Source organism: Agarivorans sp. MS3-6 (genome assembly GCF_054112545.1).
This window is the reverse complement of the sequence record NZ_CM134202.1, coordinates 2,188,913-2,212,887: the sequence shown is the minus strand read 5'-3', so window position 1 is coordinate 2,212,887 and position 23,975 is coordinate 2,188,913. Positions and strand designations below refer to the sequence as shown.

The following is a 23,975-nucleotide window of genomic DNA, read 5'->3' as shown; positions in this document are numbered from 1 at the left end:
TATTGTTAAAGTAGACCAAGTAATCAAGTTTTCTATTAACATTAGCCTAACAAATAAAACGCTAGAGAAAAGTGCAAATTTTGAACTGCTTACCGGTACATGTAGCACAATGAACTAGCTAGAGAGTAAAGCTTAGTCTAAAAAATGGCTTGGCTTTGAAAACTTGATATTTTAACAATTAGTACTGGGGTAACTGTTCCAGCAAAAAGTTCACCGCTACTCTTATTTTGGGGATCTGGTATTTAAGCCCTTGGTATAAAAGATAAATTCCGGTTGAGTCGGCTTTAGAGACCCTAATATCTTGGCCTACGTCAAATTTAACTAAGCTACCCTGGGCTAATTGTTCACTGATCCCCCACTCGGGGAGTAAGGCGATCCCTTCTCCGGCCAGAGCTGCATTAACCAGAGTGGCACCATGATTACTGATTAAGCGAATGGGCGGCTGTAACTCCTGCCATTGTTGCTGGGCTTTATATAACCAAGGCAGCACCAACTCTGGACTTCGATAGCGTAAACAAGGGTGCAGGTTTAACTCTTCGGGGCTGGTGGGTTGGCCATGTAATGCCAAGTACTTTGGAGACGCGCAGAGTACAAAGCGGTTTTCCGATAGTCGTTTAGCGACGATCCGCTCGTCGGGGGCTTTCCCCCCTCTAATCGCGATATCTATTTGGTCACGGCGTAAGTTACTAAGCTGATCGCTAAAATGTAAATCAAGGATGATATCGGGGTATAGCTGTGAAAATTTATTGAGTACGGGGGCTAAACAAAGCTCTCCATAACTGGGCATGGCGCTGATCGATAGCATCCCACTTGGGTGTTGCTGCTGTTGCTTTAGCAAGTCTTCAGCATCACTCAAACCATGCAGTGCGGGTAATATCTGTTGGTAGTACAGCGCACCTAATTCAGTCAGTTTTACTTGCCGAGTGCTACGCTGTAATAACTGCTGCTTGAGTAAAGCTTCTAAATCAGAAATACGCCGTGATACCGAAGAAGGAGGTACAGAAAAGGCCTCCGCGGTTTGGGTGAAACTGCCAGATTCGGCCAAATGGGCAAAATAATGTAGTGCTCTGAGCTTATCCATAAAGACCATTTTTGCTAAAAAGACAATAAAGTTTAGCTAAATAGGCTATTTATTCCAAGTGGGAGGTCTATTTATAATGATTTCGATAAAAATAATCGGCTTCGGCCTCTCAATGTTAAGGAAGTTTTATGTCTAGCTATCAATCAATTCACTTAGTTCAGCGCCCGCTTACGCATATTGAAGCGAGTTGTTTTGAGCTTCGCGAGCATTCTACTCACGCTTTAGCTGAGGGGCAGTTTCGTTTTAAGCAAACTCATATGTCACTTGATCCGGCGATGCGTGGTTGGATGAGTGCTGATACCGATAGCTACATTCCTCCTGTTGCACTGGGTGATGTGATGCGGGCTAGCGGTATCGCTGAAGTGATTGAATCAAATAATGCTAACTTTCCTGTAGGCGCAAGCGTTATGGGAATGTTTGGATGGACAGAGCAAGCGGTTAGCGATGGCACTGGTGTGAACATTGTGCCACCAGGCTTGCCTGCTGAAGCCGTATTGGCGGTTCTTGCTTTACCGGGTATGACCGCTGCGCAAGGTTTGTTGGAAATAGCAAAACCCAAAGCCGGCGAAACCTTGTTAGTGAGTGGCGCGGCTGGCTCAGTGGGATCATTGGTTGGTCAAATAGCCAAGGCTGAGGGCTTACGCGTTATCGGCGTGGCGGGCAGCGATGAGAAATGTCGCTGGCTGGTGGAAGAACTAGGTTTTGATGGCGCTGTGAATTACAAAACCGATGATATTGCCGCGCGAGTGGCAGAGTTAACGCCAGATGGCGTGGACATTTATTTTGAGAATACTGGCGGCGCAATTCAACAAGTCGCGGTTGATAATATGAATGCTTTTGGGCGCATTGTGGTGTGTGGGATGATCGCCGATTACAACAACGAAACCCCATCAGCGGGACCTAATTGGATCAGCGTTGTTAAAAAGCGTTTATCAATTCAGGGTTTTACCATGCCTGACCACTTTGACCGCGCGCCACAACTTATGCAGCAAGTCGGCGGCTATCTACAAGCCGGTAAATTGCAATACCGAGTGCATGTATTAGACGGCTTAGCATCAGCAATTGATGGTATTAATTTACTGTTTAGCGGTGAAAACCAAGGCAAGTTAATTGTGAAGTTGTAAGCGCAATTGTAAGAGCAAATGTAAGCGTTTGACCAAGCCGTTCGCGGCTTGGTCCTTTTTTTACTCAGCTAAACTCAATGCATCACTACAGATTCATCATCAATCGCCAAATAGTTGTCCAATTGGCTAATACGCTGGCACCACTTTCTAATTGCGGGGTACGCGTTTAGCTCAAAGCCACCCTCTTCGGCTACATGGGTATAAGCGTATAAAGCGATATCAGCGATGCTCATTTGCTCTCCAACAAAAAAGTCTTGCTGATTGAGCGTTTGCTCCATCACGTCCAGCGCGGCATAACCTTGTTTCATCTTGTCCTCTAATTGGGCTTGGCGTGTGTCGTTCATACCGGCGTGACCTAACCAAAAGCGTACCGAGGCAATATTAGGCTCGTGACTGTACTGCTCAAAGTTCATCCATTTTAATACTTGTGCCTGTTGCCAGCTATCTTGTGGCCAATATGCGCTATTCTGCGCGAGGTAAAATAATACGGCGTTAGACTCCGCTAGGCAGCGGCCGTCGTCGAACTGCAAGACGGGGATTTTGCCATTTGGATTCAGTGCCAAAAACGCAGCGGTGCGTGTTTCTCCTGCAACAATGTTGTAGCACTTCACTTGAAATTCTTGCCCTAGCAGGCTGAGTAATAATCGAATTTTATAGCCATTTCCCGAAGGTAAGTAGTCGTGCAAAATCATTGCTGTTCCTTGCTTAACGAATAGGTATTTAGTGTGGCAAGTTGCTTGTGCTTTGAATAACGATTATTTTTGATGGCAACTATCAGTCTTGTTAATGGGTGAACATGGATATTGATGCTTTACGCAGCTTAGTGGCTTTTGTTGAAAGTGGCAGTTTTACCCGTGCCGCCAGCCAAACTTTTCGCACCCAATCAGCGATTAGTGCGCAAATGAAAAAGCTGCAACAAGAAAGTGATAGCCCTTTGTTTGAAAAAGAAGGGCGTAGCCTAGTACTTACCCCGGCAGGGCAAGCTTTGGCGAGTTATGCCCGTAGAATCGTCAGTTTACATGATCAAGCCGTGACCGAGCTTAAACACAGCAAGGCTAAAGTTGAGCTGCGTATAGGCTGTCCTGATGATTACAGTTTATCGATTTTGCCGCTATTTACCGAGATACTGCAGCAACAGATACCTAATTTGTACTTACGACTCCGAGCTGGACCAAGTTATCAGCTGCGTGAGCAGCTTGATCTGGGGGAACTAGACTTAGCCATACTTACTCGTCCCCCCGATAGTGATGAGGGTTTATTACTGCGTCACGACCAAGGTATTTGGGTCAGTTCCGCCACCAAAGATGTTTGCCAGCAACGGCCATTACCACTCGCCTTATATGAAACCGATTGCAAATTTCACAGCAGTGCGATTGATGGTTTAGATAAAGCGGAGATTGCCTATCACTTGATGGCGACCAGTGCTAACCATAGTGGTTTGTATGGTTTAGTTGCGCAGGGTTTGGCTGTAGCAGCCATGGCCCGTTCTAGCAAAGGTGAATTGCAAGAAATGTGCGCTGAAACAATGCCGCCGTTGCCGGCAATTGATATCGTAGTGGTTAGCGCTACCAAGCCTCATTTGGCTTGCAATCGCCCGACCCTAAAAAAAATATGTGAACAATTTCGTCTTGCTGACCAGCAAGTGCAGAGCAAATTAAGCGACGTTGTGCTTAGTTAGCCTTTTTAACATAAGTAAGGATGCTGTATGAGTAGCGCCACTAGTCAAACCCAAGGTTTATTGCATTTTAGACTGTCATTAAGTCAGTTATTTGCAATTGGCACCTTAAAAGTGCGTGAAATTGTACCTTACACCCGGCTAACTGCACTGCCTCACTCTCATCAGTTCGTACTTGGCTCGGCGTCATTACGCGGGCAAACCATTTCGGTTATCGATATGGCTGCTGCGGTAGGTTATCGACCGATTGGTGAAGATGAGCGAGAAAGTTGCTCGATCATTATTACCGACGTAAGTCGGCAGACGGTTGGCTTTTTGGTGAGAGGTATTGAGAAAATCACCGAATGTCGCTGGCGTGACATCGATCCACCACCTAGCTCTTTAGGTAAAGATGCTTATGTCACTGGCGTGACCCGGGTTGATGATAAATTGGTTCAGTTACTCGATATTGAAAAACTGATTGCCAGTGTATTTCCTGATGATGAAGACCGGGTGAGGGTATCGGTAAGTTTGCCCGACCAAGCTATTTTGAGTCAGCTTAAAATCTTATTAGTTGATGATTCTGCCACGGCGCGTAAGCAGTTATCTAGCGCGCTAGACAGCATAGAAATAGATTATCAAATGGCCAGTGACGGCGCCACCGCATTTAAAATGATGCAACAGGCCGCTGCCAGTGGTAACCCGATTGATGTGTTGGTCAGTGATATCGAGATGCCGGGATTAGATGGTTACGAACTCACCTTTGAAGTGCGCAGTGACCCCGGTATAGCCGAAGCCTATATTATTTTGCATACCTCATTATCGAGTGAAATCAGTGTCGACCGAGCCAGCCAAGTGGGCGCTGATGAAGCGTTGACCAAGTTTGATGCGGGTGAACTGATTGATGCCATGTTGCGAGGGGCCGATCGGGTGTCTGGTGATGTTACCAAGAGTGCTTTGGCAAAAAAGAGCGGAATCCTTGAGGGCGTGCTTTAGCGCTAAGCAGGTCACTCTGCTACTATTAGCCTAAAGATGACTCAAGGATTTAACTAGGTAGATGAAAATAATTGTCATTGTTTATTTGCTTATCCATTCTTTTACATCTGTTGCTAGTAATATCTCTGTGGCCACCGATTTTTGGGAAGACTATAGCAACAAAGATGGCACCGGTTATTACTTCGCCTTGCTAAAGCGGGTGTTTCCTGAACACCAGTATGCCTTTCATTTTATGCCCTATCCTCGCTCAATTGCTATGCTCGAAAAACAACAAGTAGATTTGGTCTTTGGTGCCTCCGAAGATGAATTTGATAATGCCAATTGCTCTAGTTATATCGTCGAGGCCGATGTAACAGATATGCTGGTGTCAGAAGCATTTTACGATAGCTATATGTCACTTGATGATTTAGTGGGGAAACGCGTGGTGTCTCATCTTGGTTATGATTGGGCCGACTCGCTACCCGAAGGCACTAAGTATAGTGAATATTCTGATTTAACTCAGATGATTAAGTTATTGAAAAAGGGGCGGGTTGACGCGATTTTAGATTATCGGGCCGATATAGAAGCGCTGTTAGCGCTGGCCCCTGAGCTTGATGGCGGTATTGCCATCATTGATTCGGTCTTAAGCTACGGGTCCACCTTTTGCTTTGCTGCCACTGATAAGGGGGCTGAGCTGCTTAGCCAGTTTGAGCAAGTCATGCCCTTGCTTATCGAAAGTGGCGAGTTACATCAAATAATGATCGACCAAGTGGATAGCGATGTGGATTACCCATATTAACTATCTACCGGATACTCTCTTGGATAGCTGCCTGCTTTGATTTAGACTGCTCAGCCTTAATGTTTCCCATGAGTAACCAATGATGCAAGGACACCTTTCTAAAATGCGCGCCGAATTGGCAGAGCAAGTACAGTACTACTTGCCCATTGGCGACCAAGAATTACATCTGAACCCGCTTATAGGTAAGTCCTTTGGCTTCGAATTTACCGGCAGTATTAATTGCCGTAGCTGCGGAAAAAAAACTAAAAAAAGCTACTCGCAAGGCCATTGCTTTGTTTGCATGCGCAAGCTCGCGAGTTGTGACATGTGCATCATGAAACCAGAAACTTGTCACTATGCTGAAGGAACTTGCAGGGAGCCTGAGTGGGGTGATACGCACTGTATGATCCCGCATTACGTTTATCTCGCTAATACTTCAGGCCTTAAAGTGGGTATTACCCGCCATAGCCAAATACCCACTCGATGGATAGACCAAGGTGCGACGCAAGCGCTACCTATTTTTAAAGTGGCGACTCGCCAGTTGTCGGGCCTTGTTGAGATTGAGTTAGCTAAGTTAGTGGCTGATAAAACCAACTGGCGCGCAATGTTAAAAGGTGATGCCATCGCACTAGACTTAGAGGCTGAGCGTGAGCGCTTGTTGCCGCAAATTGCTGAGGCCTTAGCCGAGCTGTCGGAGCGCTTTGGTTTCGACGCGGTAACGGCTTTGCCCGATGAGAAAGTGGTAGATTTACACTTTCCGGTTCAGCAATATCCTTCAAAAATTGCTAGTTTCAACCTAGACAAAGACCCTCTAGTACAAGGTGAATTACAAGGAATAAAGGGCCAGTATTTAATCTTTAACAATGGTGTGATAAATATCCGTAAGTTTGGCTCTTACCAAGTGAAATTGTTAGAGTCTTTAGCTGAGTAGCTTTGGCGCTCAATGAATCACCAATAGGTAACTAGATGACAACGCCCCGCTCCCAGAACAGGTTAACTTGGATACTGATTTTATCAGTGTTCGCGCTTGCCTTGGCGTGGGGTGAACATCAATTGGAGCGCTTAGACCCGGCCCATTCTGAGGTACATTGTCAGCTTTGTTATCATTTAGAAAAACTCGCAACTGCAATCACTTGTAGTGCACTAATTACCGCATTGCTCAGTGGTGCAGTGAGTGCTATTAAATCCCACTACCGCTATCAAAATGTTGATGCGGTTACCGCGAGTGCGCGCTCCCCTCCCTCCATGAAACTAACCGTAAGAAACCTTTAATTTTTTAGTTAATCATGGATATACACAATGAAGTTACAGCCTATTTTTGTCGCGGGCCTAAGCCTGCTTAGCTGCGCAGTATATGCGCAATCTGCCCATCAACATGGGGTTGCAGAGTTATTTTTCGCCGCTTCAGGCGAACAATTAGATATCGACATTCACTCACCCGCCGATAACTTGTTGGGTTTTGAGCATGTTCCAGTTAACGAGCAGCAACAGCAATTATTGAGTGATGCACAATTGCAGGTGGCGCAAGCGATGCAACTGTTTACATTTGATGGTGGCGAATGTGAGTTAGAAAAAGTGACTCAGGACTGGGGGGCGTTAGAAGCCGAACACCATGAGCATGGTAAACATGACCATCATGATGAAGAGGAAGAACACCATGAGCATGATAAACATGACCATCATGATGTAGAGGAAGAACATCATGAGCATGATAAACATGGTCATCATGATGAAGAGGAAGAACATCATGAGCATGATAAACACGACCATCATAGTGAAGCGGAAGAACATGATGCTCATGACCATGCTAAGCATCAAGATGATGAAGCCATGCATGAGCAGCACAATGAGCTCGCAGAACCGGATAGCCACGATCATTCCAGCCATCAAGATGTGCGCTTGAGTTATCAGTTCCATTGCCATCAATTATCGACATTAAATGGCTTTGAGCTTCAGTGGTTTGAGGCCTTCCCACGGATCCAAGTGTTTCATGTGCAAGGGGTTAGCGATAGCGGACAAACCGCCCTTGACGCTAAACCCAATCAAAATAAGGTGAAGCTATAAAATGACTCACTCTGCTTCTCTATTGCGTTTAGATGAAGTGGTGTTTGCGTGGCCGGGTGAACAGCACCCGGCCATTCACATTCCCCATTTAAACATTCAAGCTGCCAGTCATACCTTCATCCATGGGCCTAGCGGTTGTGGTAAGTCGACCCTATTGAGCTTAATAGCTGGGGTGATAAGCCCACAGCGCGGGCGGCTTGAATTTATGGGACAGGACTGCGCCAGCCTGTCTGCTGCGAAGCGAGACCAATTACGCGCTGACAATATTGGTTATGTATTTCAGCAGTTTAATTTGTTGCCTTATTTATCCGTATTAGACAATGTTGCTTTGGCTTGTCAGTTTTCTAGGCTACGTAAACAGCGCGCCTTGAGTCGCTCAGCCACGGTGCTTGAAGAAGCGCGGCGCTTACTGGCGCATCTACAATTGCCCGACAAACAACTCGAGCAGCCGGTAGGCCAACTGAGCATTGGCCAGCAGCAACGGGTAGCTGCCGCGCGTGCCATGATTGGCTCACCGGCGCTTATTATTGCCGACGAACCCACCTCTGCTTTAGATAAAACTAACCGCGAACACTTTATGAACTTGTTGATGGCTGAACTAAAACACTGTGACAGTAGTTTATTATTGGTGAGCCATGATCATGAGTTAGCTGAACGTTTTGAGCAAGTGGTTGATTTACCGGCGCTTAATTTAGGAGGCCAGCATGAGCTTGCTTAAACTCGCCGGACATAGCCTTTGGGCAAGGCGTGGTACCGCCTTATTAAGCTTATTTACCATTGCCTTAAGTGTTGCTTTACTCCTTGGTGTAGAGAATCTGCGTACCCAAGCTAAATCGAGTTTTGCCTCGACCATCTCGGGTACCGATTTAATTGTGGGGGCGCGCAGTGGTCCTACTCAACTACTTCTCTATTCAGTATTTCGCATTGGTAACGCGACCAATAATATTAGCTGGGACAGTTATCAAGAGATCGCCGGTCAGTCTTCAGTGAAGTGGTCGATTCCTATTTCGCTGGGTGATTCACATCGCGGTTATCGAGTCATGGGCACAACCAATAGCTTTTTTGACCATTACCAATATGCCAATAAACAGCCTTTACGCTTTGCAAAAGGGCAGGCCTTGAATGATACTTTCGAGGTGGTTCTAGGGGCTGAAGTGGCCCGCAAGTTAGGCTATCAACTGGGTGATAAGATTGTGGTTGCCCATGGTATTGCCGCAGTTAGCTTTGTTAATCATGATCAATACCCGTTTGTGGTCAGCGGTATATTAAAACCAACCGGTACGCCAGTTGATCGCACGGTTATCACTACTTTAGCGGGGATTGAAGCTATTCATTTAGCGCCTCAAAGCGAACCCTACAGTGCGCAACAGCTTACGCCGTCTAGCATTACAGCCATGATGTTAGGGACTCAGTCTAAGTTACAAATTTTTAGTCTACAGCGGCAAATAAACCAGTATAAGAATGAGGCTTTGTTAGCGATATTGCCGGGCGTAGCCTTGCAAGAATTGTGGAGCATTTTAAGCATCGCTGAAAGCGCACTGCTAGCAGTGTCTATTTGTGTGGTAATTACCGGTTTAATGAGTATGTTAACCACCTTAATGGTGAGCTTAAAAGAGCGCCGCAGAGAAATGGCTATTTTGCGTTCGGTAGGGGCTAAACCGAGACATATTTTTGGTTTGTTACTGATTGAGGCCTTATTGCTGAGTGGACTAGGTGCCCTAATGGGCCTAGCTAGCATGTATTTAATTTTGGCTGCGGCAAAGCCTATCTTACTTAATCAATTTGGCTTCTACCTAATATTGACTTGGCCAAGTCTAGAGCAGTGGTATTTATTGTTGGCGGTAGTGGTGATTGGCTTTATTGCAGGCGTACTGCCTGCTTGGCGTGCTTATCGTTATTCGCTTAGCGATGGCATGAGCATAAAAATTTAAATAGGAGCGATGATGAAACTTGCTTATTACCTGGTTGGCCTAGTGCTGTTGAGCGTGAATGCTCAGGCTGATGGCGTAGATGTTTGGGACCAGCTATTACCCGAAAATGAAAGACAAATGAGTATGCCTGAGGTTGACCATAACGCGCCGATGAACGAAGCGGGTCAGCAAAACCTCAATGTTAGCGTTAATCAAGACTTAGACGGCACACCGATCCGTATTCCGGGTTTCATTGTGCCTCTAGACAGTGAGGGGGAGTTAGTGACCGAGTTTTTGTTGGTACCCTACTTTGGCGCGTGTTTGCATTATCCGCCACCGCCACCTAACCAAATTGTTTATGTGACTTATAAGCAGGGTTTACAATTAGAAGACTTGTGGGAACCCATATGGGTTGAAGGAACCATTCATACCCAAATTCAAGACGTTGAGGGTGTGGCCACCGTCGGATATTCGATCACTGAGCCTAAGTCGATAGTGTTATATACCGACTAATCTAAGACGATGGTAAGGGCAATATACGGCACGATGTAGAAGGCAATAATGGCCGTTTTATAGAGTGCCAGCCCTAGGTAATGAAAGCGGTCAAATTTTTCTACGCTAAGGTTAAACCACTTAGAATGCCATTTATACGTCCAATCGTGGGCTAAGGTTAAAAAAGCAAACCAATACAAAAGCACTGCTACGTTGATAAGCGCTCCCCAGCCAAGGGCGCTACGAATTAAATCAAGCTCCACCGAATCACCTTTTGATGGTCTAAAGTTACTACTAAATCTACCATGACTTAGCGGTGCTGCAAGTTATGGGGCTTAATCCACGGTAAATTCTTGCTCAAAAATAAGCTTTTGCTGCTGATTGACGACGCTGACACGCCAATTGCCACGACTACTCATATCAAACTGTTTACTCGAATTAGTACGCCAGCGTTGCCCGCCAATCGCTAAATCTACACTGGCACGTAATTGTTGACCTTGATACCAATGTACCTGCACTTGCTGCCCCTGCATACCGCGTAGCTCTAAAAAGAGATAGGCAACATTTTGCTCGCTAAGCGTAATACGCGTGAGTGTATCGAGTGGCTCGCGTCGGCTAATGCCACTGGTAAGCTGCGCCCGCGGTAATTGTTGATCAATCCACCTTGGCGCTTGCTTAGCCAATGTGGGTTCAGTTGTTAATCTCTCGCTTTCCTCAGTAATCAATAGTTGTTCAGAGGTGTTTACCTCGCTTGAACGTTGCTCGTCAGAGACAACTTGAATGGCGCTTGCTTGACTTAACGAGGTTGTCTCAGGGGCGGTTTGCGTTGCGCTTGCTTGACTTAACGAGGGTGTCTCAGAGGCGGCTTGTGTTGCGCTTGCTTGACTTAACGAGGTTGTCTCAGAGGTGGCTTGCGTTGCGCTTGCCTGACTTAACGTGGTTGTCTCAGTGGCGGGTTGTGTTGCGCTTGCTTGACTTAACGTGGTTGTCTCAGAGGCAGCTTGCGTTGCGCTTGCTTGACTTAACGTGGTTGTCTCAGAGGTAGCTTGATTAGGGTTTGTCTGAGCTAACGCTGGAGTGTCTGAGCTAGCCTGTGCAGTCGCTTGATTTAAAGCTTGTGGGTCTAGTACTGCCTTGCTTGAAGCCTTCTCTATACTGTTTGGTTGCGGGTGTGTTTGCTCCGGAACGGGCAAACTTATTGCCGTTGTTTCAAGGGGGGCGCTTGAGCTAGAGTCATCAATCGCCACTTCGTTAGGCGCTGCAATTAGCCTTGAGCTTGGGCTTTCTGCAGGCCAAAAGCGATAAATAAGTACGCCAACTAACAGGATGAGTATGCTGAGAGCGGCAAAAATCTTACCTAAATCAAAGGGGGGTTTAGGTGCGAGTACTTTATTTACTGACGATTGTTGTGGCGTAGCTACTGAGTTGACTTGGATCTTAATGCGTACTTGTTCTGCCATGATTGAGGGTGTGCCCCATACTCCTAATGTATTACGAGCTGATTTTACCTATTATCGAGCGGAGCCGCCATTGATTTGCCAGATTAGCACTAATGGCGCTTAGTCTATTCATTGCGATTTACTTTAACTGTTTAGCAAAAGCCTTAGCGAAGAGTGGTCCACTGATACTGACATTTGCGCGCGTCGATTATCTGCCCGTTTGCTGGTGGTTCGAAGGTGCAACTAATTATCACTTTATTACTGGGTGTTAATTATATTTTACATTTGGCTTTTTCTATGCCACCTTAGTTTTAATCTGTTTAGGATCAAGGGTGAAGAGGACGTTAATGGAAACTAGCGCTAAACAACCGTTAATCGGTGTGATTACTTGTCATAAGCCACAGGGTGCTTATCAGGTTCAAAGTGTCAATGATTTTTACTTAAATGCCTTAAGCGAATATGGCGCTAGCCCAGTACTACTAACTCATCAGCTAAGTGGAGATACCTTAGGCCGAGTGCTCGCTCAGCTTGACGGAGTATTGTTAACTGGTAGTCATTCTAACGTGCACCCTAGCTTATATGGGGCTAGCCATTTGGAACCACGATTAGACGCCGGCAGAGATAGTCTGGCTTTTGCTATTGTTGAATATTCTAAACAGCACGCTCTGCCAGTGCTGGGTATTTGCCGCGGTTTTCAAGAGATGAACGTCGCCTTAGGTGGCAGCTTACACCATAAGGTTTATCAGCTAGAAGGCAGCATTGAGCATCGCGAACCCGATACCGAAGATTTTAATCAAAAATACGCTGATCAGCATCGCCTCAAGCTAGCCACAGATAGTTGGCTGGCAAAATGGCTAAATAGTCATACTGCCGACGTTAACTCTCTACATAATCAAGGCGTGAAGCGTTTAGCTGACGGCTTAATTATAGAAGCTCAAGCTGAAGATGGCTTGGTTGAAGCCTATCGATTGGCCGAACATCCATTTTTTTATGCGGTGCAGTGGCACCCCGAGTGGCAAGCTAAAAGCAATCTTATCTCGCAAGCTATTTTTGGGCATTTTGTTCAAGCAGCTCAACAGCATCAGCCATAAGCGACACCATTACTTTAGGGGGGGCTATGCAACAACACACCGATTCTTATTATGCGGCAACGGCAAATAACAGCCGTCAATTTCCGCAACTACAGGCAGATCTACGCTGTGATATATGTATTGTTGGTGGTGGTTTTAGCGGACTATCTTCAGCCTTACATTTAGCTGAGAAAGGCTTTCATGTGGTGGTGCTTGAAAGTGTCAAAGTTGGCTTTGGTGCGACTGGACGTAATGGTGGGCAAATCGTAAATAGCTACAGCCGCGACGTGGATGTCATCGAGCAGCGTTATGACAAAGATACTGCGCAAGCGTTAAATGAAATGATTTTTGAAGGCGGCGAAATCATTCGCTCACGAATTGCCGACTACAACATTGATTGTGATTACCAACAAGGCGGAGTATTCGCTGCGTTCAATGCTAAGCAATTAGCCGGTTTAGCCGAGCAAAAAGCTAACTGGGAACGCTTTGGCAATCATCAGCTGGAATTGTTAGATAAAGCTCAGCTAGAAAAAGTAGTAGGCACCAGCGCTTATCATGGCGGTTTATTAGATATGAAAGGCGGCCATATTCACTCGCTTAATTTAGCCTTAGGTGAAGCTGAGGCCATATTGGCATTAGGCGGTGAAATCTACGAGCAATCGGCGGTGATTGAATACCAAAGTGGCGAGCCCGCTAAAGTCACCACAGAACATGGCAGTGTTACCGCTAACTATTTACTGTTTGCTGGAAATGCCTATTTGGGTGAGTTAGAACCTAAGCTGAGTGACAAGGCGATACGCTGTGGCACTCAAGTGGTAGCGACAGAGCCTTTGAGTGATCAGCTATGCCAACAGCTATTGCCGCAAAATTATTGTGTGGAAGACTGTAACTATTTGCTCGACTACTACCGTATAACGGCTGATAAGCGACTGCTTTTTGGTGGTGGCGTAGTCTATGGGGCGAAGCCATTAGCCTCTATTGAGCGACAAATTCGCCCCAAATTTGAAGCCTTGTTTCCTCAGCTAAAGCAAGTCAGCATTGATTACGCTTGGACCGGTAATTTTTTATTGACCTATTCGCGTATGCCGCAGTTTGGTCGCTTAGACAGCAACATATATTACTTACAAGGTTACAGTGGGCATGGTCTTACTTGCACCCATTTAGCGGGTAAATTATTGGCTGAAGTCATCAGCGAGCAATCTCAACGTTTTGATGTATTTGCCTCGTTAAACCACTATCGCTTTCCAGGAGGGCGTCATTTGCAAGTGCCGTTCACCGCATTAGGGGCGGTGTATTACAATTTGCGAGATAAGTTGGGGATTTAGCCACTTGGCTGGGCCTTGTGGCTGGGGGGTCCCTGTTTGGTTTAAACGCTAACGGTTTTGGTCTGCGCCACCACCGAATCACGTTTAACTAGGGTGGGCACATATTTGTGTAGCGGGGCGACGGTCCCTCCGCTGGCTAAAGCCAAGGACATTTCAGCCGCTTCCATGGCCATCATCTCTATTGGATAACGCATTGTTGTTAACTTGGGGCGCAAGTAGCGTGATAACAATACGTCGTCAAAGCCGATGACTGAAATATCTTCTGGAACTCGGTAACCATTATCACATAACACAGTGATTGCCCCAGATGCCATGGAATCGTTATAAACGATCAGTGCGGTAAAATCTAAGCCTCTAGCTAGGAGGTTTTGGGCTGCTATCTCACCGCCAATCTCATTGGGTTCAGACGAAGCGATAGCGTGCTCTGCCAAGGGCGCGCCATGCTCACTGAGGGCATTTTTAACCCCTTGCAAGCGTAAGCGGGGGTCTTCAATATCGTAGTTACTGGTTATACATGCGATGTTGCTATGGCCCAAGGATAATAAATGACGCGCTGCTGCTTCACCGCCAGCCTGGTTGTCTAACCATACACAGCGATGGGCAATTTCGGGAATATAGCGGTTGATCAATACCATTGCGGGCACTGCTTCGGCATAGTCAATTAACGCCTGATTACTCAAGGCTTTAGAGTGTACCACCAAGGCTTGGCAACGCTGTTCTAATAAGGTTTCGATAGCTCGTTTTTCTGTTTCGGCACTCACTAAACCGTTGCTAATGAGCAATTGGATATTGTTGTTGCGGGTAACCTTTTCTACTCCGCCTGCTAGGGTGGCAAAAAATGGGTCGGTGAGTTCACTAAATACTAAACCTAAAGTAGGATTGGTTTGAGTCACCAAAGCGCGCGCATTAGCGTTAGGCCGGTAACCGAGTTCTAACATTACTTTTTTTACTAAGTCGCGGTTTTTAGCACTTACTTTTGGGCCATTATTTACCACTCGTGATACCGTGGCAACAGACACGCCAGCGGCGGCAGCTACGTCTTTAATTGTGGCCATTTGCTCTCCATAAACAAGCTAATTGTGTTGTTAAGCCTAGGTCTTTATTTAGCGAGGCTGTATCAAGTGCGTTAATCTAGGCACCCACTACAATGTATCCATTCAATCTAGCAAATGTAGCGTAAAAGTGGAAACGTTTTCCTTTGTAGCGATTGTCAGTAGAAGGGATAAACTGCGCGTTTTGGAGCGCTTAACTCAGGCTGTTGGTGAACGATTATATTGAATAAATCGCTCAGCGAGGCTTGCCGATGTGTGTTTGGCCGCTTAAAGTAGCGCTAGCTATTTTTTCTCATCCAAGGAGCGCCTTGTGAGCGTAACAAGAACTTTCCCCGCTACCCGCATGCGTCGTATTCGCCGCCATGACTTTTCGCGCCGTTTAGCCTGTGAAAATCAGCTTACAGTGGATGACCTCATTTATCCTATGTTCGTTATTGAGGGCGACAATCAGACTGAAAGCGTGGCTTCTATGCCTGGGGTATATCGTTTTAGTATTGATTTGCTACTGAAAGAGGCAGAGCAATTAGTGTCTTTAGGGGTGCCAATGATTGCCCTGTTTCCGGTGACGCCGCTCGAGCAAAAATCACTGTTAGCTGAACAAGCTTATGCTGCTGATGCCCTTGCACAACGGGCCGTTCGAGCCCTTAAACAGGCTTTTCCTGAGCTGGGTATAATGACTGACGTCGCTTTAGATCCCTTTACCACCCACGGTCAAGACGGCATTATTGATGAGCAAGGTTATGTGCAAAACGACATCACCACTGAAATTTTAGTCAAGCAAGCCTTGTCCCACGCAGCAGCTGGAGCCGATGTGGTTGCTCCATCTGACATGATGGATGGGCGAATTGCTGCAATTCGTGAAGCGCTTGAAGAGGCGGGTTTTCACAACACCTTGATTATGGCTTATTCGGCTAAGTATGCTTCTAGCTATTACGGCCCATTTCGCGATGCCGTGGGAAGCTCTGCTAACCTAAAAGGTGGCAATAAGAAAACCTATCAGATGGACCCTGCTAATGGTCAAGAAGCCTTACATGAAGTGGCCTTAGATATTGAAGAAGGGGCTGACATGGTGATGGTTAAGCCTGGTATGCCTTATTTGGATGTGGTGCGCCAAGTGAAAGATACCTTTGCCGTGCCCACCTTTGCTTATCAAGTGAGCGGAGAGTATGCGATGCATAAAGCGGCAATACAAAATGGCTGGTTAGCTGAGCGCCCCGTTGTATTAGAATCATTGTTGGCCTTTAAACGTGCTGGCGCCGATGGGATTTTGAGCTACTTCGCTAAAGATGTCGCGCAGTGGTTAAGCGAAGATAAGTAGTTAACGTCCTCATTGATCACTATTAACACTGCTTGGGATTTGGCTTTGCCATTATGAGAAAACTGTTAGCTGCGTTGTTGGGTTTAGCGCTGGTTTTGTTGCTGGGTATATTGTTGCTATTGGCGTTAACGTTATCTAAACAAGCCACTGTATACGCCCCTGCTTCGGTTAGTGCTGGGCAGGTTGCTGAATCTAAACAGTGGCTAAAAACCAATCTTGCACACTACCGCAGTGCTCAACAAGTGATTGAGGTACAGTTAAACCAGCAGCAAATGCAGGGCTTATTAGCTTTGGCCTCTACTGCGCTTAAGGGGCTCAATGCCGAAGCGGAATACCAGTCACAACAGTTACTGATTAGCGCCAGTTTAGCCCTGCCTAATTCTGTCTTCAGTGCTTATATTAATAGCCAAATAACGGTATTGTCTTCAGCAGACGGGTTGCGCTTAGGCGACTGGCAGCTGGGCGGTTTACGGCTGCCGGGGAGTTTTGCACAGTCTTTGGCTACTGGTGCATTAGCCCACCTGTTTCCTGAGCTAAAAGTGGCAGAACTACTAGCCAGTGTTGTTAGTGTTAAAGTCAACCCTCAGCAATTGGATGTCACTTTACAACCCATGGCCAATTTGGGTTTACGGGTAGCGAGTGTCTACAAAAACATCAGTCAGTGGCAAAACCCTAGCAGTCATCACTTACCGGTTGATGTGTATTACCAAAAACTTTCAACGCTAAAGCGGCAATATGGTCAGCGGCAAGCTATCTCCCTCTATGATTATTTGTATCCTTTAAGTTTTGATGCGGCAATCCGCGGGAAACAAGGTGAAGTGCTCGCTGAGCAGCAAGCTTTAGTGTGGGCGATGGCCATTTTTTTTAGTCAAGGGGCGTTCCAGCAACTGATGGTGCAGCGCTTTGATCAGCCTATAATTTTAGAAGCTGCACCCACTAACGTAACCCTTGCAGGGCGAAGAGACCTATTGCTGCATTTTGTATATTCAGCAGGTTTGAGCTTAGCCGCAGAGCGAGGTTTTAGTGCTTCCATTGGTGAGTTTAAAGAGCTATTTGACTCGCTTGAGGGTGGCAGTGGTTTTAGTTTTGCAGATCTAGCGGCAGACCGCACTGGCATTATGTTCGCCGAAACGGCGAGAAATGCCGATAAAGCCCAGCAGTTTTTGTCGGTCATGCGTCATGCTCATTCAGAGGAGGCTTTTTTCCCTCGAATTGACGATCTTACCGAAGGCATCAGTGAACAACAGTTTAGCCAAGTATACGGCTCCACCAGTTCGGAGTTATACCAGCAAAAAGTGTTTTTTATTGACCAGCGAATTGCTCATTTAGCGGCCTTTAAATCGCCAAAAGACTAAGCAAATATTAGCAAGGCACTCCCTAAAAGGCATAAGCTAGCACTTAGCCATGCTGAACGCGTGGGGGCTTGTTTAGTCACTATCCAAAGCAACGGCAGCACCAATACCGGAGAGGTAGAAGACAATAGCGCTACCACAGATAAGTCGCCATAGCGCAAAGCATAGAGCATTAAGGTCATACCGACAGCCATCGCTAGAAAGCCATTGCTCGCTATCATTAAAAACAAGGGCCTGCTTAGCGGGGCCTGCGCTCGCGCCATTTTGTGACCGCTGAGCCATAATAGCCAGTGGGCAGCAAACGCACTGGTCATACGCAGAGCGGAGCCTGCAACGGGGTCAATTTGTGCCAGTTCAGGATTGCTCATCATGGGTTTGAGCATGACCGTGCCGATGCTTTGACAAAGCGCAGCGGTTAAACCTAGAGCGACAGCAATACTCACCGGGCCTGATATGGTCTCCCAGCTGTGTTGCTCTGATTTGCGACCAAAACTGACTGCCAGCACTACGCTCAAAAATAAACACGCTGCGCCGAGTAGCGACCAGCCAAACAACGCTTCGTTAAATAACCATACGCCTAAAAAAGCCGAAAAAGCGGCATGGCAGGCAAATAACAAACTGGCGCGGCGTGGCCCTAGTCGATTCATGCAGGCGAATAACGCGGTATCGCCAACAAATACCCCCACAAAGCCTGACAGCGCGAATAAACCAGCTTGCTCGATGCTAATCATTTGCCACTGATTATTGAAAACTGCCGCGCTAAGCAACATGATGCTCACCAGTCCCATGCGCCAACGACTATAGGCGAACGCGCCTAATTGGCGGCTTGGTGTCACCGAAATTAAGCTAGTAAAAGCCCACAATGCTGCGGCTAATAGAGCTAACCATTCATAGTTCAAAGTGGCGGCCTAATCGCAAATATAGAAAGAGCATTGGCAGGGCACTAGGCGGGTACAGAGTGTTTAGGCTTAATCCAAGCTGCCACAAAAGTATTACGCCCTTTACCTTTGGCTGCGTACATGGCGTGGTCAGCCTCAATGAGCAATTTTGAAAGGTGTTGGCTCTGTGTGTCAAAGGCGAGCCCCATACTGATGGTCATTCGCTGCCGGTGCCGGTGCCGGTGCTGCTGATGCTGCCAGGGTTTACTCGCGACATGCTGAACTAGTTGTAACGCTAAATACTGTGCTTGTGGCCGCTTGCAATTAGGCCACAAAATACAGAACTCATCTCCCCCAAAGCGGGCGAACATCAGCTCTTCGGGCAACACCTCTTGAATAGTGGCCACTACGTGTTTTAGTGCCTCGTCGCCTGCATGGTGGCCATGTTGGTCGTTAATGGCTTTGAACTTGTCAATATCAAACAACATTACGGCCATGCTCGCTACAGAACTGCATGCTTGCTCAAGTTGTCGCTCTAGCTCTCGGCGATTCAAAATGTTAGTCAAAGGGTCAATTCGTGCTTGTTTTGCCAGATGGTTGTGTGCCCGTTGTGTATCGACAGAAAACAGTTTTGCAACCAGACTCAGTAAAATGGCGCAATTGATAAACACCAAAGCCATTGAGCTATGCCTTTGCTCGATGTTACTGGGATACATAGGCTCACTTGGCCAGTAAAATACCGCAAAAAAGGCCACGCTAATCAAGGCGAGTAAAGCATTGCGAATGGACGGTTTGTTTTGCCAAAGTAAGAAGGCAACCGGATACAATATTACCAGATGGAAGAATATAAGAGATTCAATGCCAAACCAGCGGGTTGAGGCGAGGGTAATATCCAGAACAAATACCGTGATCATCCAGGCGCGTGCTAATTCATTTTGATTTAGCCAATTCAGCAAAAGAGTGGCGCAGTAAGCGAGTATGACTATGCCGTTAATCAGCCAAAATTCAGTGGCTGTAATGTTGAATTCGAGCGCTTGTACGAAAACGTTGAGGATCAACAAAGGCAGGCCAATAACAATGAAAAGATTGGTCATGCGAACGGCGTGGCGCTGTCCTTTACGGGTACCAATGTTGAGAATGTTATTGAGCAACCGTGATCCTTACAGTTACGACTTAATAGATGCTTAGTGTATAAGACATCAAGTGAAACAAATGTGAAACCGCTTAAACTGCCGACTATTGCTGCTTAGTGGCCTCAGTCAATGGCGGTGTAACGCTAATTACACCGCCAAATGCTTAATCTAAGTGATTAATTAGCCATGCTATCGCGTCAGCATATACAGGCGTCATTAGCGGTTCTAATTGCGCTAGGCTGGTGAGTAATTGCTGGCGGTCGGCAATACTAATGTTGATATGACCGACTTTTCGACCAGGGCGAACCTCTTTGCCATACCAAAAAACTTCGATACCCGGCACGCTTAACCATTGCTGATTATATTCAACACCAATCAGATTGAGCATTACACTTTGGGTTTTCACTAGGGGCTGAACCAAGGGCAAGTCTGCTACGGCGCGAATATGCGCTTCAAACTGACTTAAGCTAGATCCCGCTTGAGTCCAATGTCCGCTATTGTGAACGCGTGGCGCGATTTCGTTTATTAATAGCTTATCACCTACCTGGAAGCACTCCATGGTCATCACCCCGACATAGTCGAGCGCGTCCATTAGCTTGCCAAGCATCGTTTCTGCTTGGCCTTGCAGCGGCGTTTTGCTAGCAACAGGTGACACGGTAGCGAGCAAAATACCTTCATGGTGCTGATTAATAGCCAGAGGGTAAAAAGCAGTATCACCATTAGCATGGCGCATGCCAATTAACGAAACTTCTTCGTCAAAGTTAATCGCTTGCTCGGCAATACAATGGTCTAACCATTCTTGCGGTATCGCGCGTTGCTCGGCACTACCTTGTTGCTTAAGCCAATGTTGGCCTTTTCCGTCGTAGCCGCCAGAGCGCTGTTTTAACAATACCCGCTCGCCGAGCTCGGCAAACAGTTGCTCGGCGCTGTGTTTTTGTTTCACATCAACCCACGGCGCGGTGGCTAAACCTAAAGAGTCAAGGAGCTTCTTTTGACTGGCACGGTCGGCTAACTGCGCCAGTGCAGGCCCATTGAGAAAACTTGGGTGCTGAGTGAGTTGCTCGGTGGCTGCTGTAACGGGCCAGTGCTCACGCTCAACCGTAATGATGTCGTTGCTGGCGATAGCAAAGGTGTCGGTTTCGTCAGTTTCCACTGGACGAACCTCGATATTCAGTGGTTGAGCGGCATGTTTAAGCATGGCGCCTAATTGACCTGCACCTAAGATCCAAATTTTGTTCATTGTACTCACCTAACTTACTCGGCTACACGTGGATCTGGGTGGGCTAACACCGATTCAGTTTGCGCACTGCGGAATGCTTCAATACGCTCTGCTAGTTGTGGGTTAGTTGTTGCCAAGATTTGCGCGGCAAACAAGCCAGCATTATAAGCACCCGCAGTGCCAATGGCTAAGGTGCCAACTGCTACGCCTTTAGGCATCTGGGCAATTGACAGTAAGCTGTCCATGCCATTTAAGGCTTTGCTTTGAACCGGAACACCTAATACCGGTAAACGGGTTTTCGACGCAACCATGCCTGGTAAATGGGCTGCACCGCCTGCACCACCAATAATCACTTTGATACCACGGTCAGCCGCGTTGGCCGAGAATTCCATAAGTTTGTCGGGAGTGCGGTGAGCGCTAACTACTTCAACCTCAAATTCTACGCCTAATTGTTCTAATACTTCGGCGGCGTTTTCCATGGTTGGCCAATCGCTTTTTGACCCCATGATGATGGCAACTTGTGGTTGTGGCATTGTATTCTCCTCGACTTAAATAGCACAGTGGTAACACGTTTTATGGCAGTAACCGAAATGTTGACTGCTCGCGGGCGCAGTGTGCCAGCCTCGCCTGCTAAGGTCAATATTAGCGCAACGCTTGAACTTAAAAGTGACCAAATTATAAGTTAAAAGGCCATTATCTCTATTTTCAGCAAAATTTGTGTTTGGCTGATCTTTTTATGTCATCTAAATAGGCTATCTTTAAATAAGCGTGGAGTACTAGCTGGAGCTAGTAATCTTATTTATGCAGGAGGCATTATGCGATGTATTGTTGGCTTACTATTCTTGGTCTCTCAGTCCTTATACGCAGCAACGGTTGAATTGCATTTACCGGTTTACTCCGATGACTCACACATTTATTACCACGAGCTGCTAGAGCAAGCGCTATTGGACGCGGGTCATCAGCCGCAGATTATCTTGTCGTCTAATTTGCCGCAAAAGAGAGCGGAATCAATGTTGCGCAATGGACAATTGAGCTTGGTGTGGCTGTTGGCCACCGAGGAGCGAAATCAAGATCCAGCCTTCACCCCAATTAAAATTGGTTTGACCAACGGCCTAATTGGTCATCGTCTGTTACTCGTGCCGAAGTCGGATGTAGATAGCTATCGCTTTGTGTCTAACTTAGATGATTTTAAAGCGCTAGATAAAACCGGCGGCTTTGGTAAAAATTGGTTCGATGTTGCGGTGTGGCAGCACAACCAGTTAGCAACAGTCGAAGTTGACGGCGAGTGGCGCCGTTTATACAAAATGGTGGCGAATAAAAAGCGTGGCATTGATTATTTTTCACGTGGCTTTACTGAAATCATTAATGAGTCTCTGCAGCATCCTTACTTAGCGATTGAGCCCTACTTGTTGTTAAATTATCAGCGAGATTTTCAGTTTTATGTGAGTAGTAAAGACCCTACATTAGCCCCCATATTAGAACAAGCATTAGAAAAAGCGGTTGATAGTGGCTTAATGGACAAAATGATTGAAGAATTTTGGCGAGAAGATTTTGATTTGCTGAATTATCGTAAGCGGGTGGTGATACCTTTAGCTACACCGAAGTAGCGGGTTTAACATAAGGCTTCAATAATACCCAACGGGTAGCCCGCTTCTGTTTGAACTTTTGCTTCGTGTTGCAATTCGGCTGCACGTAACGGATGTTGCTGGTTCCAAGTCGGCGGGAAGCAAAGTTGCCAGTTATCTTGTGTTTGTAGCAAAGTGATTTTAGGTACGCTGCCTTGAGTTCGTCGCATGCATACAATGATAGCGATGCGCAGTAATCTGGCTAATACGATAGCTTCGGCGTTTTCCAAGGCATTTTGTTGAGCTAAAAGCCCAGTTTGCCACTCACCACGCTGATTCAATAATAAGCTTGATATAAAGTGTTTTTGAGCGCTGGTAAAGCCCGGTAAATCAGAATGGTCAATAATGTAAGCTGCATGTTGAGGTGCTTTTTTAAACTCGATGTTCAAACCCACTTCATGGAACATCGCTGCCCACTTCAGCAAACTTAAACCGCGATTACTTAAACTTGGGCTAGTTTGTTGGGCCATATTGAGGGCGCAATGGGCCACTCGCTCTGCATGTTCATTATCTATGCGGTGACGCTTTACGAAGCTTTCAGCGGTACGAGCTCGAACGCTACTGGTTTCTTTTTGGCTCAATAAGCTGTAAACCAAGCCTTCGCGTAAAGCGCCTCCAGCTAATGTTAAGCTTTCTATCTGCAAGCTTTCAAATAAAGCTAAAATAATGGCTAAACCAGAAGCGAATACTGGTTTGCGCTCATCGCCCAAGCCCTGAATTTCGAGTTTTTCCACGCTGCCACAATCGATGACTTGTTGCTGAATCGCTTTTAGCTTGGGGTAAGTGATGCGTTCATCGAGGCCTTGTGCGGTCACTATTTCTAGTAGTGCTTGAATGGTGCCTGACGCGCCTAAGCTAGATTGCCAGCCAAGGCGCCGATAATCACTTAGCACAGGATCTATCACTTGCTTGGCTGCGGCAATGGCTTGCACAAAGTTTGCCTCGCTGAGCTGATCTTGAAAAAAGCGCTTTAACCAAGTGACGCAGCCCATATCTAAGCTATTTAGCAATAAGGTTTCGCTTTGTTCGCCTACGACGAGCTCGGTGCTGGCGCCGCCAATATCTATCACTAGACGTTTTCCGCTGCCGCTACTGGTATGCGCGACCCCTCGATAAATAATTTTGGCTTCAGTCTCACCGCTAATGATATGGATTTTGTGATTGAGGATTTTTTCTGCTTGTAGCAAAAACTCTTCGGCGTTAGTTGCTCGGCGCAGGGTTGCTGTAGCCACTATTTTTATTTGGGCGTCTGGAATGTCTTGGAGCTGTTCAGCAAATAAGCTGAGACATTGCCAGCCGCGAACCATCGCGGCTTGGTCCAATTTATCGTCCGCATCTAAACCAGCCGCTAAGCGAACTTTGCGTTTCACTTTAGCGATAGTTTGCACACTGCCACTCAGCTCCCGCACGATTAACATGTGGAAGCTGTTGGAACCTAAATCAATGGCTGCATATAGGGGCGAAGCTTTTGACACGGAGATCCTTT

25 protein-coding genes are annotated in these 23,975 nt (G+C 46.6%); 15 read left to right on the top strand and 10 right to left on the bottom strand.

From position 1 onward, the window contains the following. Nucleotides 1–178: 178 nt before the first annotated feature. Nucleotides 179–1,081, bottom strand: coding sequence for a LysR family transcriptional regulator (locus ACVFI8_RS10130; RefSeq protein WP_248713470.1), 903 nt, complete (start codon nucleotides 1,079–1,081; stop codon nucleotides 179–181). A 128-nt stretch (nucleotides 1,082–1,209) separates the two neighbouring features. Between ACVFI8_RS10130 and ACVFI8_RS10125 the strand changes: the two genes are divergently transcribed. Further along, nucleotides 1,210–2,205 (top strand): NADP-dependent oxidoreductase, encoded by a 996-nt coding sequence (locus ACVFI8_RS10125; protein ID WP_457873740.1) that lies wholly within the window; start codon nucleotides 1,210–1,212, stop codon nucleotides 2,203–2,205. A gap of 74 nt (nucleotides 2,206–2,279) precedes the next feature. Here the strand turns inward: ACVFI8_RS10125 and ACVFI8_RS10120 are convergent, their stop codons facing one another. After that, on the bottom strand, nucleotides 2,280–2,897 hold the full coding sequence (locus tag ACVFI8_RS10120; protein ID WP_248713468.1) for a glutathione S-transferase family protein: 618 nt from the start codon (nucleotides 2,895–2,897) through the stop codon (nucleotides 2,280–2,282). A gap of 104 nt (nucleotides 2,898–3,001) precedes the next feature. Here ACVFI8_RS10120 and ACVFI8_RS10115 point away from each other — a divergent pair, with 104 nt between their 5' ends. From ACVFI8_RS10115 to ACVFI8_RS10075, 9 genes are all read left to right on the top strand, one after another. Continuing rightward, a complete protein-coding gene (locus tag ACVFI8_RS10115) occupies nucleotides 3,002–3,883 on the top strand; it encodes a LysR substrate-binding domain-containing protein (protein ID WP_457873739.1) in 882 nt (293 codons plus the stop codon). Nucleotides 3,884–3,910: 27 nt separating this feature from the next. Continuing rightward, nucleotides 3,911–4,855, top strand: coding sequence for a chemotaxis protein (locus tag ACVFI8_RS10110; protein ID WP_248713466.1), 945 nt, complete (start codon nucleotides 3,911–3,913; stop codon nucleotides 4,853–4,855). Between the two features lie 61 nt (nucleotides 4,856–4,916). Next, entirely contained in the window at nucleotides 4,917–5,633 is a 717-nt protein-coding gene (locus ACVFI8_RS10105) for a substrate-binding periplasmic protein (RefSeq protein ID WP_457873738.1), read from the top strand. 82 nt (nucleotides 5,634–5,715) lie between these two features. Then, nucleotides 5,716–6,543: a DUF2797 domain-containing protein gene (locus tag ACVFI8_RS10100; RefSeq protein ID WP_457873820.1), complete on the top strand. Its 828-nt coding sequence runs from the start codon at nucleotides 5,716–5,718 to the stop codon at nucleotides 6,541–6,543. 35 nt (nucleotides 6,544–6,578) lie between these two features. Further along, on the top strand, nucleotides 6,579–6,884 hold the full coding sequence (locus tag ACVFI8_RS10095; protein WP_248713464.1) for a hypothetical protein: 306 nt from the start codon (nucleotides 6,579–6,581) through the stop codon (nucleotides 6,882–6,884). 27 nt (nucleotides 6,885–6,911) lie between these two features. Beyond that, nucleotides 6,912–7,676 (top strand): ZrgA family zinc uptake protein, encoded by a 765-nt coding sequence (locus ACVFI8_RS10090; RefSeq protein WP_457873737.1) that lies wholly within the window; start codon nucleotides 6,912–6,914, stop codon nucleotides 7,674–7,676. Nucleotide 7,677: 1 nt separating this feature from the next. Beyond that, on the top strand, nucleotides 7,678–8,394 hold the full coding sequence (locus ACVFI8_RS10085; protein ID WP_248713462.1) for an ABC transporter ATP-binding protein: 717 nt from the start codon (nucleotides 7,678–7,680) through the stop codon (nucleotides 8,392–8,394). Beyond that, nucleotides 8,381–9,607, top strand: coding sequence for an ABC transporter permease (locus ACVFI8_RS10080; RefSeq protein WP_457873736.1), 1,227 nt, complete (start codon nucleotides 8,381–8,383; stop codon nucleotides 9,605–9,607). The genes ACVFI8_RS10085 and ACVFI8_RS10080 overlap by 14 nt, the downstream gene beginning before the upstream one ends. A gap of 9 nt (nucleotides 9,608–9,616) precedes the next feature. Next, nucleotides 9,617–10,099 carry a DUF3299 domain-containing protein gene (locus tag ACVFI8_RS10075; RefSeq protein WP_248713460.1) on the top strand — a complete coding sequence of 161 codons (483 nt, stop codon included), beginning with the start codon at nucleotides 9,617–9,619 and terminating at the stop codon, nucleotides 10,097–10,099. On the opposite strand, the gene ACVFI8_RS10070 is transcribed toward ACVFI8_RS10075, so the two are convergent. After that, on the bottom strand, nucleotides 10,096–10,341 hold the full coding sequence (locus tag ACVFI8_RS10070; protein WP_248713459.1) for a DUF6868 family protein: 246 nt from the start codon (nucleotides 10,339–10,341) through the stop codon (nucleotides 10,096–10,098). The genes ACVFI8_RS10075 and ACVFI8_RS10070 overlap by 4 nt on opposite strands. 72 nt (nucleotides 10,342–10,413) lie before the next feature. Then, entirely contained in the window at nucleotides 10,414–11,538 is a 1,125-nt protein-coding gene (locus ACVFI8_RS10065; protein ID WP_457873735.1) for a DUF2914 domain-containing protein, read from the bottom strand. Nucleotides 11,539–11,864: 326 nt separating this feature from the next. Here ACVFI8_RS10065 and ACVFI8_RS10060 point away from each other — a divergent pair, with 326 nt between their 5' ends. Together ACVFI8_RS10060 and ACVFI8_RS10055 are read left to right on the top strand one after the other, a co-directional pair. Next, nucleotides 11,865–12,608 (top strand): gamma-glutamyl-gamma-aminobutyrate hydrolase family protein, encoded by a 744-nt coding sequence (locus ACVFI8_RS10060; protein ID WP_457873734.1) that lies wholly within the window; start codon nucleotides 11,865–11,867, stop codon nucleotides 12,606–12,608. A gap of 26 nt (nucleotides 12,609–12,634) precedes the next feature. Beyond that, complete coding sequence (locus tag ACVFI8_RS10055) at nucleotides 12,635–13,912, top strand: NAD(P)/FAD-dependent oxidoreductase (protein ID WP_457873733.1); 1,278 nt, start codon at nucleotides 12,635–12,637, stop codon at nucleotides 13,910–13,912. Between the two features lie 41 nt (nucleotides 13,913–13,953). Here ACVFI8_RS10055 and ACVFI8_RS10050 read toward each other — a convergent pair whose 3' ends face one another. Next, on the bottom strand, nucleotides 13,954–14,967 hold the full coding sequence (locus tag ACVFI8_RS10050) for a LacI family DNA-binding transcriptional regulator (protein WP_457873732.1): 1,014 nt from the start codon (nucleotides 14,965–14,967) through the stop codon (nucleotides 13,954–13,956). 307 nt (nucleotides 14,968–15,274) lie between these two features. Here ACVFI8_RS10050 and hemB point away from each other — a divergent pair, with 307 nt between their 5' ends. Together hemB and ACVFI8_RS10040 are read left to right on the top strand one after the other, a co-directional pair. After that, nucleotides 15,275–16,282 (top strand): porphobilinogen synthase, encoded by a 1,008-nt coding sequence (gene hemB / locus ACVFI8_RS10045; protein ID WP_256469299.1) that lies wholly within the window; start codon nucleotides 15,275–15,277, stop codon nucleotides 16,280–16,282. A gap of 53 nt (nucleotides 16,283–16,335) precedes the next feature. Further along, a complete protein-coding gene (locus tag ACVFI8_RS10040) occupies nucleotides 16,336–17,637 on the top strand; it encodes a hypothetical protein (RefSeq protein ID WP_248713454.1) in 1,302 nt (433 codons plus the stop codon). Here the strand turns inward: ACVFI8_RS10040 and ACVFI8_RS10035 are convergent. From ACVFI8_RS10035 to purE, 4 genes are all read right to left on the bottom strand, one after another. Continuing rightward, nucleotides 17,634–18,533 carry a DMT family transporter gene (locus ACVFI8_RS10035; RefSeq protein ID WP_457873731.1) on the bottom strand — a complete coding sequence of 300 codons (900 nt, stop codon included), beginning with the start codon at nucleotides 18,531–18,533 and terminating at the stop codon, nucleotides 17,634–17,636. The two genes, ACVFI8_RS10040 and ACVFI8_RS10035, sit on opposite strands and share 4 nt — an antisense overlap. Before the next feature lie 44 nt (nucleotides 18,534–18,577). After that, nucleotides 18,578–19,663 carry a GGDEF domain-containing protein gene (locus tag ACVFI8_RS10030; protein ID WP_457873730.1) on the bottom strand — a complete coding sequence of 362 codons (1,086 nt, stop codon included), beginning with the start codon at nucleotides 19,661–19,663 and terminating at the stop codon, nucleotides 18,578–18,580. Between the two features lie 145 nt (nucleotides 19,664–19,808). After that, complete coding sequence (gene purK, locus ACVFI8_RS10025) at nucleotides 19,809–20,885, bottom strand: 5-(carboxyamino)imidazole ribonucleotide synthase (RefSeq protein ID WP_248713451.1); 1,077 nt, start codon at nucleotides 20,883–20,885, stop codon at nucleotides 19,809–19,811. 14 nt (nucleotides 20,886–20,899) lie between these two features. Further along, complete coding sequence (gene purE / locus ACVFI8_RS10020; RefSeq protein WP_248713450.1) at nucleotides 20,900–21,397, bottom strand: 5-(carboxyamino)imidazole ribonucleotide mutase; 498 nt, start codon at nucleotides 21,395–21,397, stop codon at nucleotides 20,900–20,902. A gap of 282 nt (nucleotides 21,398–21,679) precedes the next feature. Here purE and ACVFI8_RS10015 point away from each other — a divergent pair, with 282 nt between their 5' ends. Continuing rightward, nucleotides 21,680–22,471 carry a type 2 periplasmic-binding domain-containing protein gene (locus ACVFI8_RS10015; RefSeq protein WP_248713449.1) on the top strand — a complete coding sequence of 264 codons (792 nt, stop codon included), beginning with the start codon at nucleotides 21,680–21,682 and terminating at the stop codon, nucleotides 22,469–22,471. Nucleotides 22,472–22,476: 5 nt separating this feature from the next. Here ACVFI8_RS10015 and gppA read toward each other — a convergent pair whose 3' ends face one another. Next, nucleotides 22,477–23,964, bottom strand: coding sequence for a guanosine-5'-triphosphate,3'-diphosphate diphosphatase (gene gppA, locus ACVFI8_RS10010; protein WP_248713448.1), 1,488 nt, complete (start codon nucleotides 23,962–23,964; stop codon nucleotides 22,477–22,479). Nucleotides 23,965–23,975 lie beyond the last annotated feature (11 nt).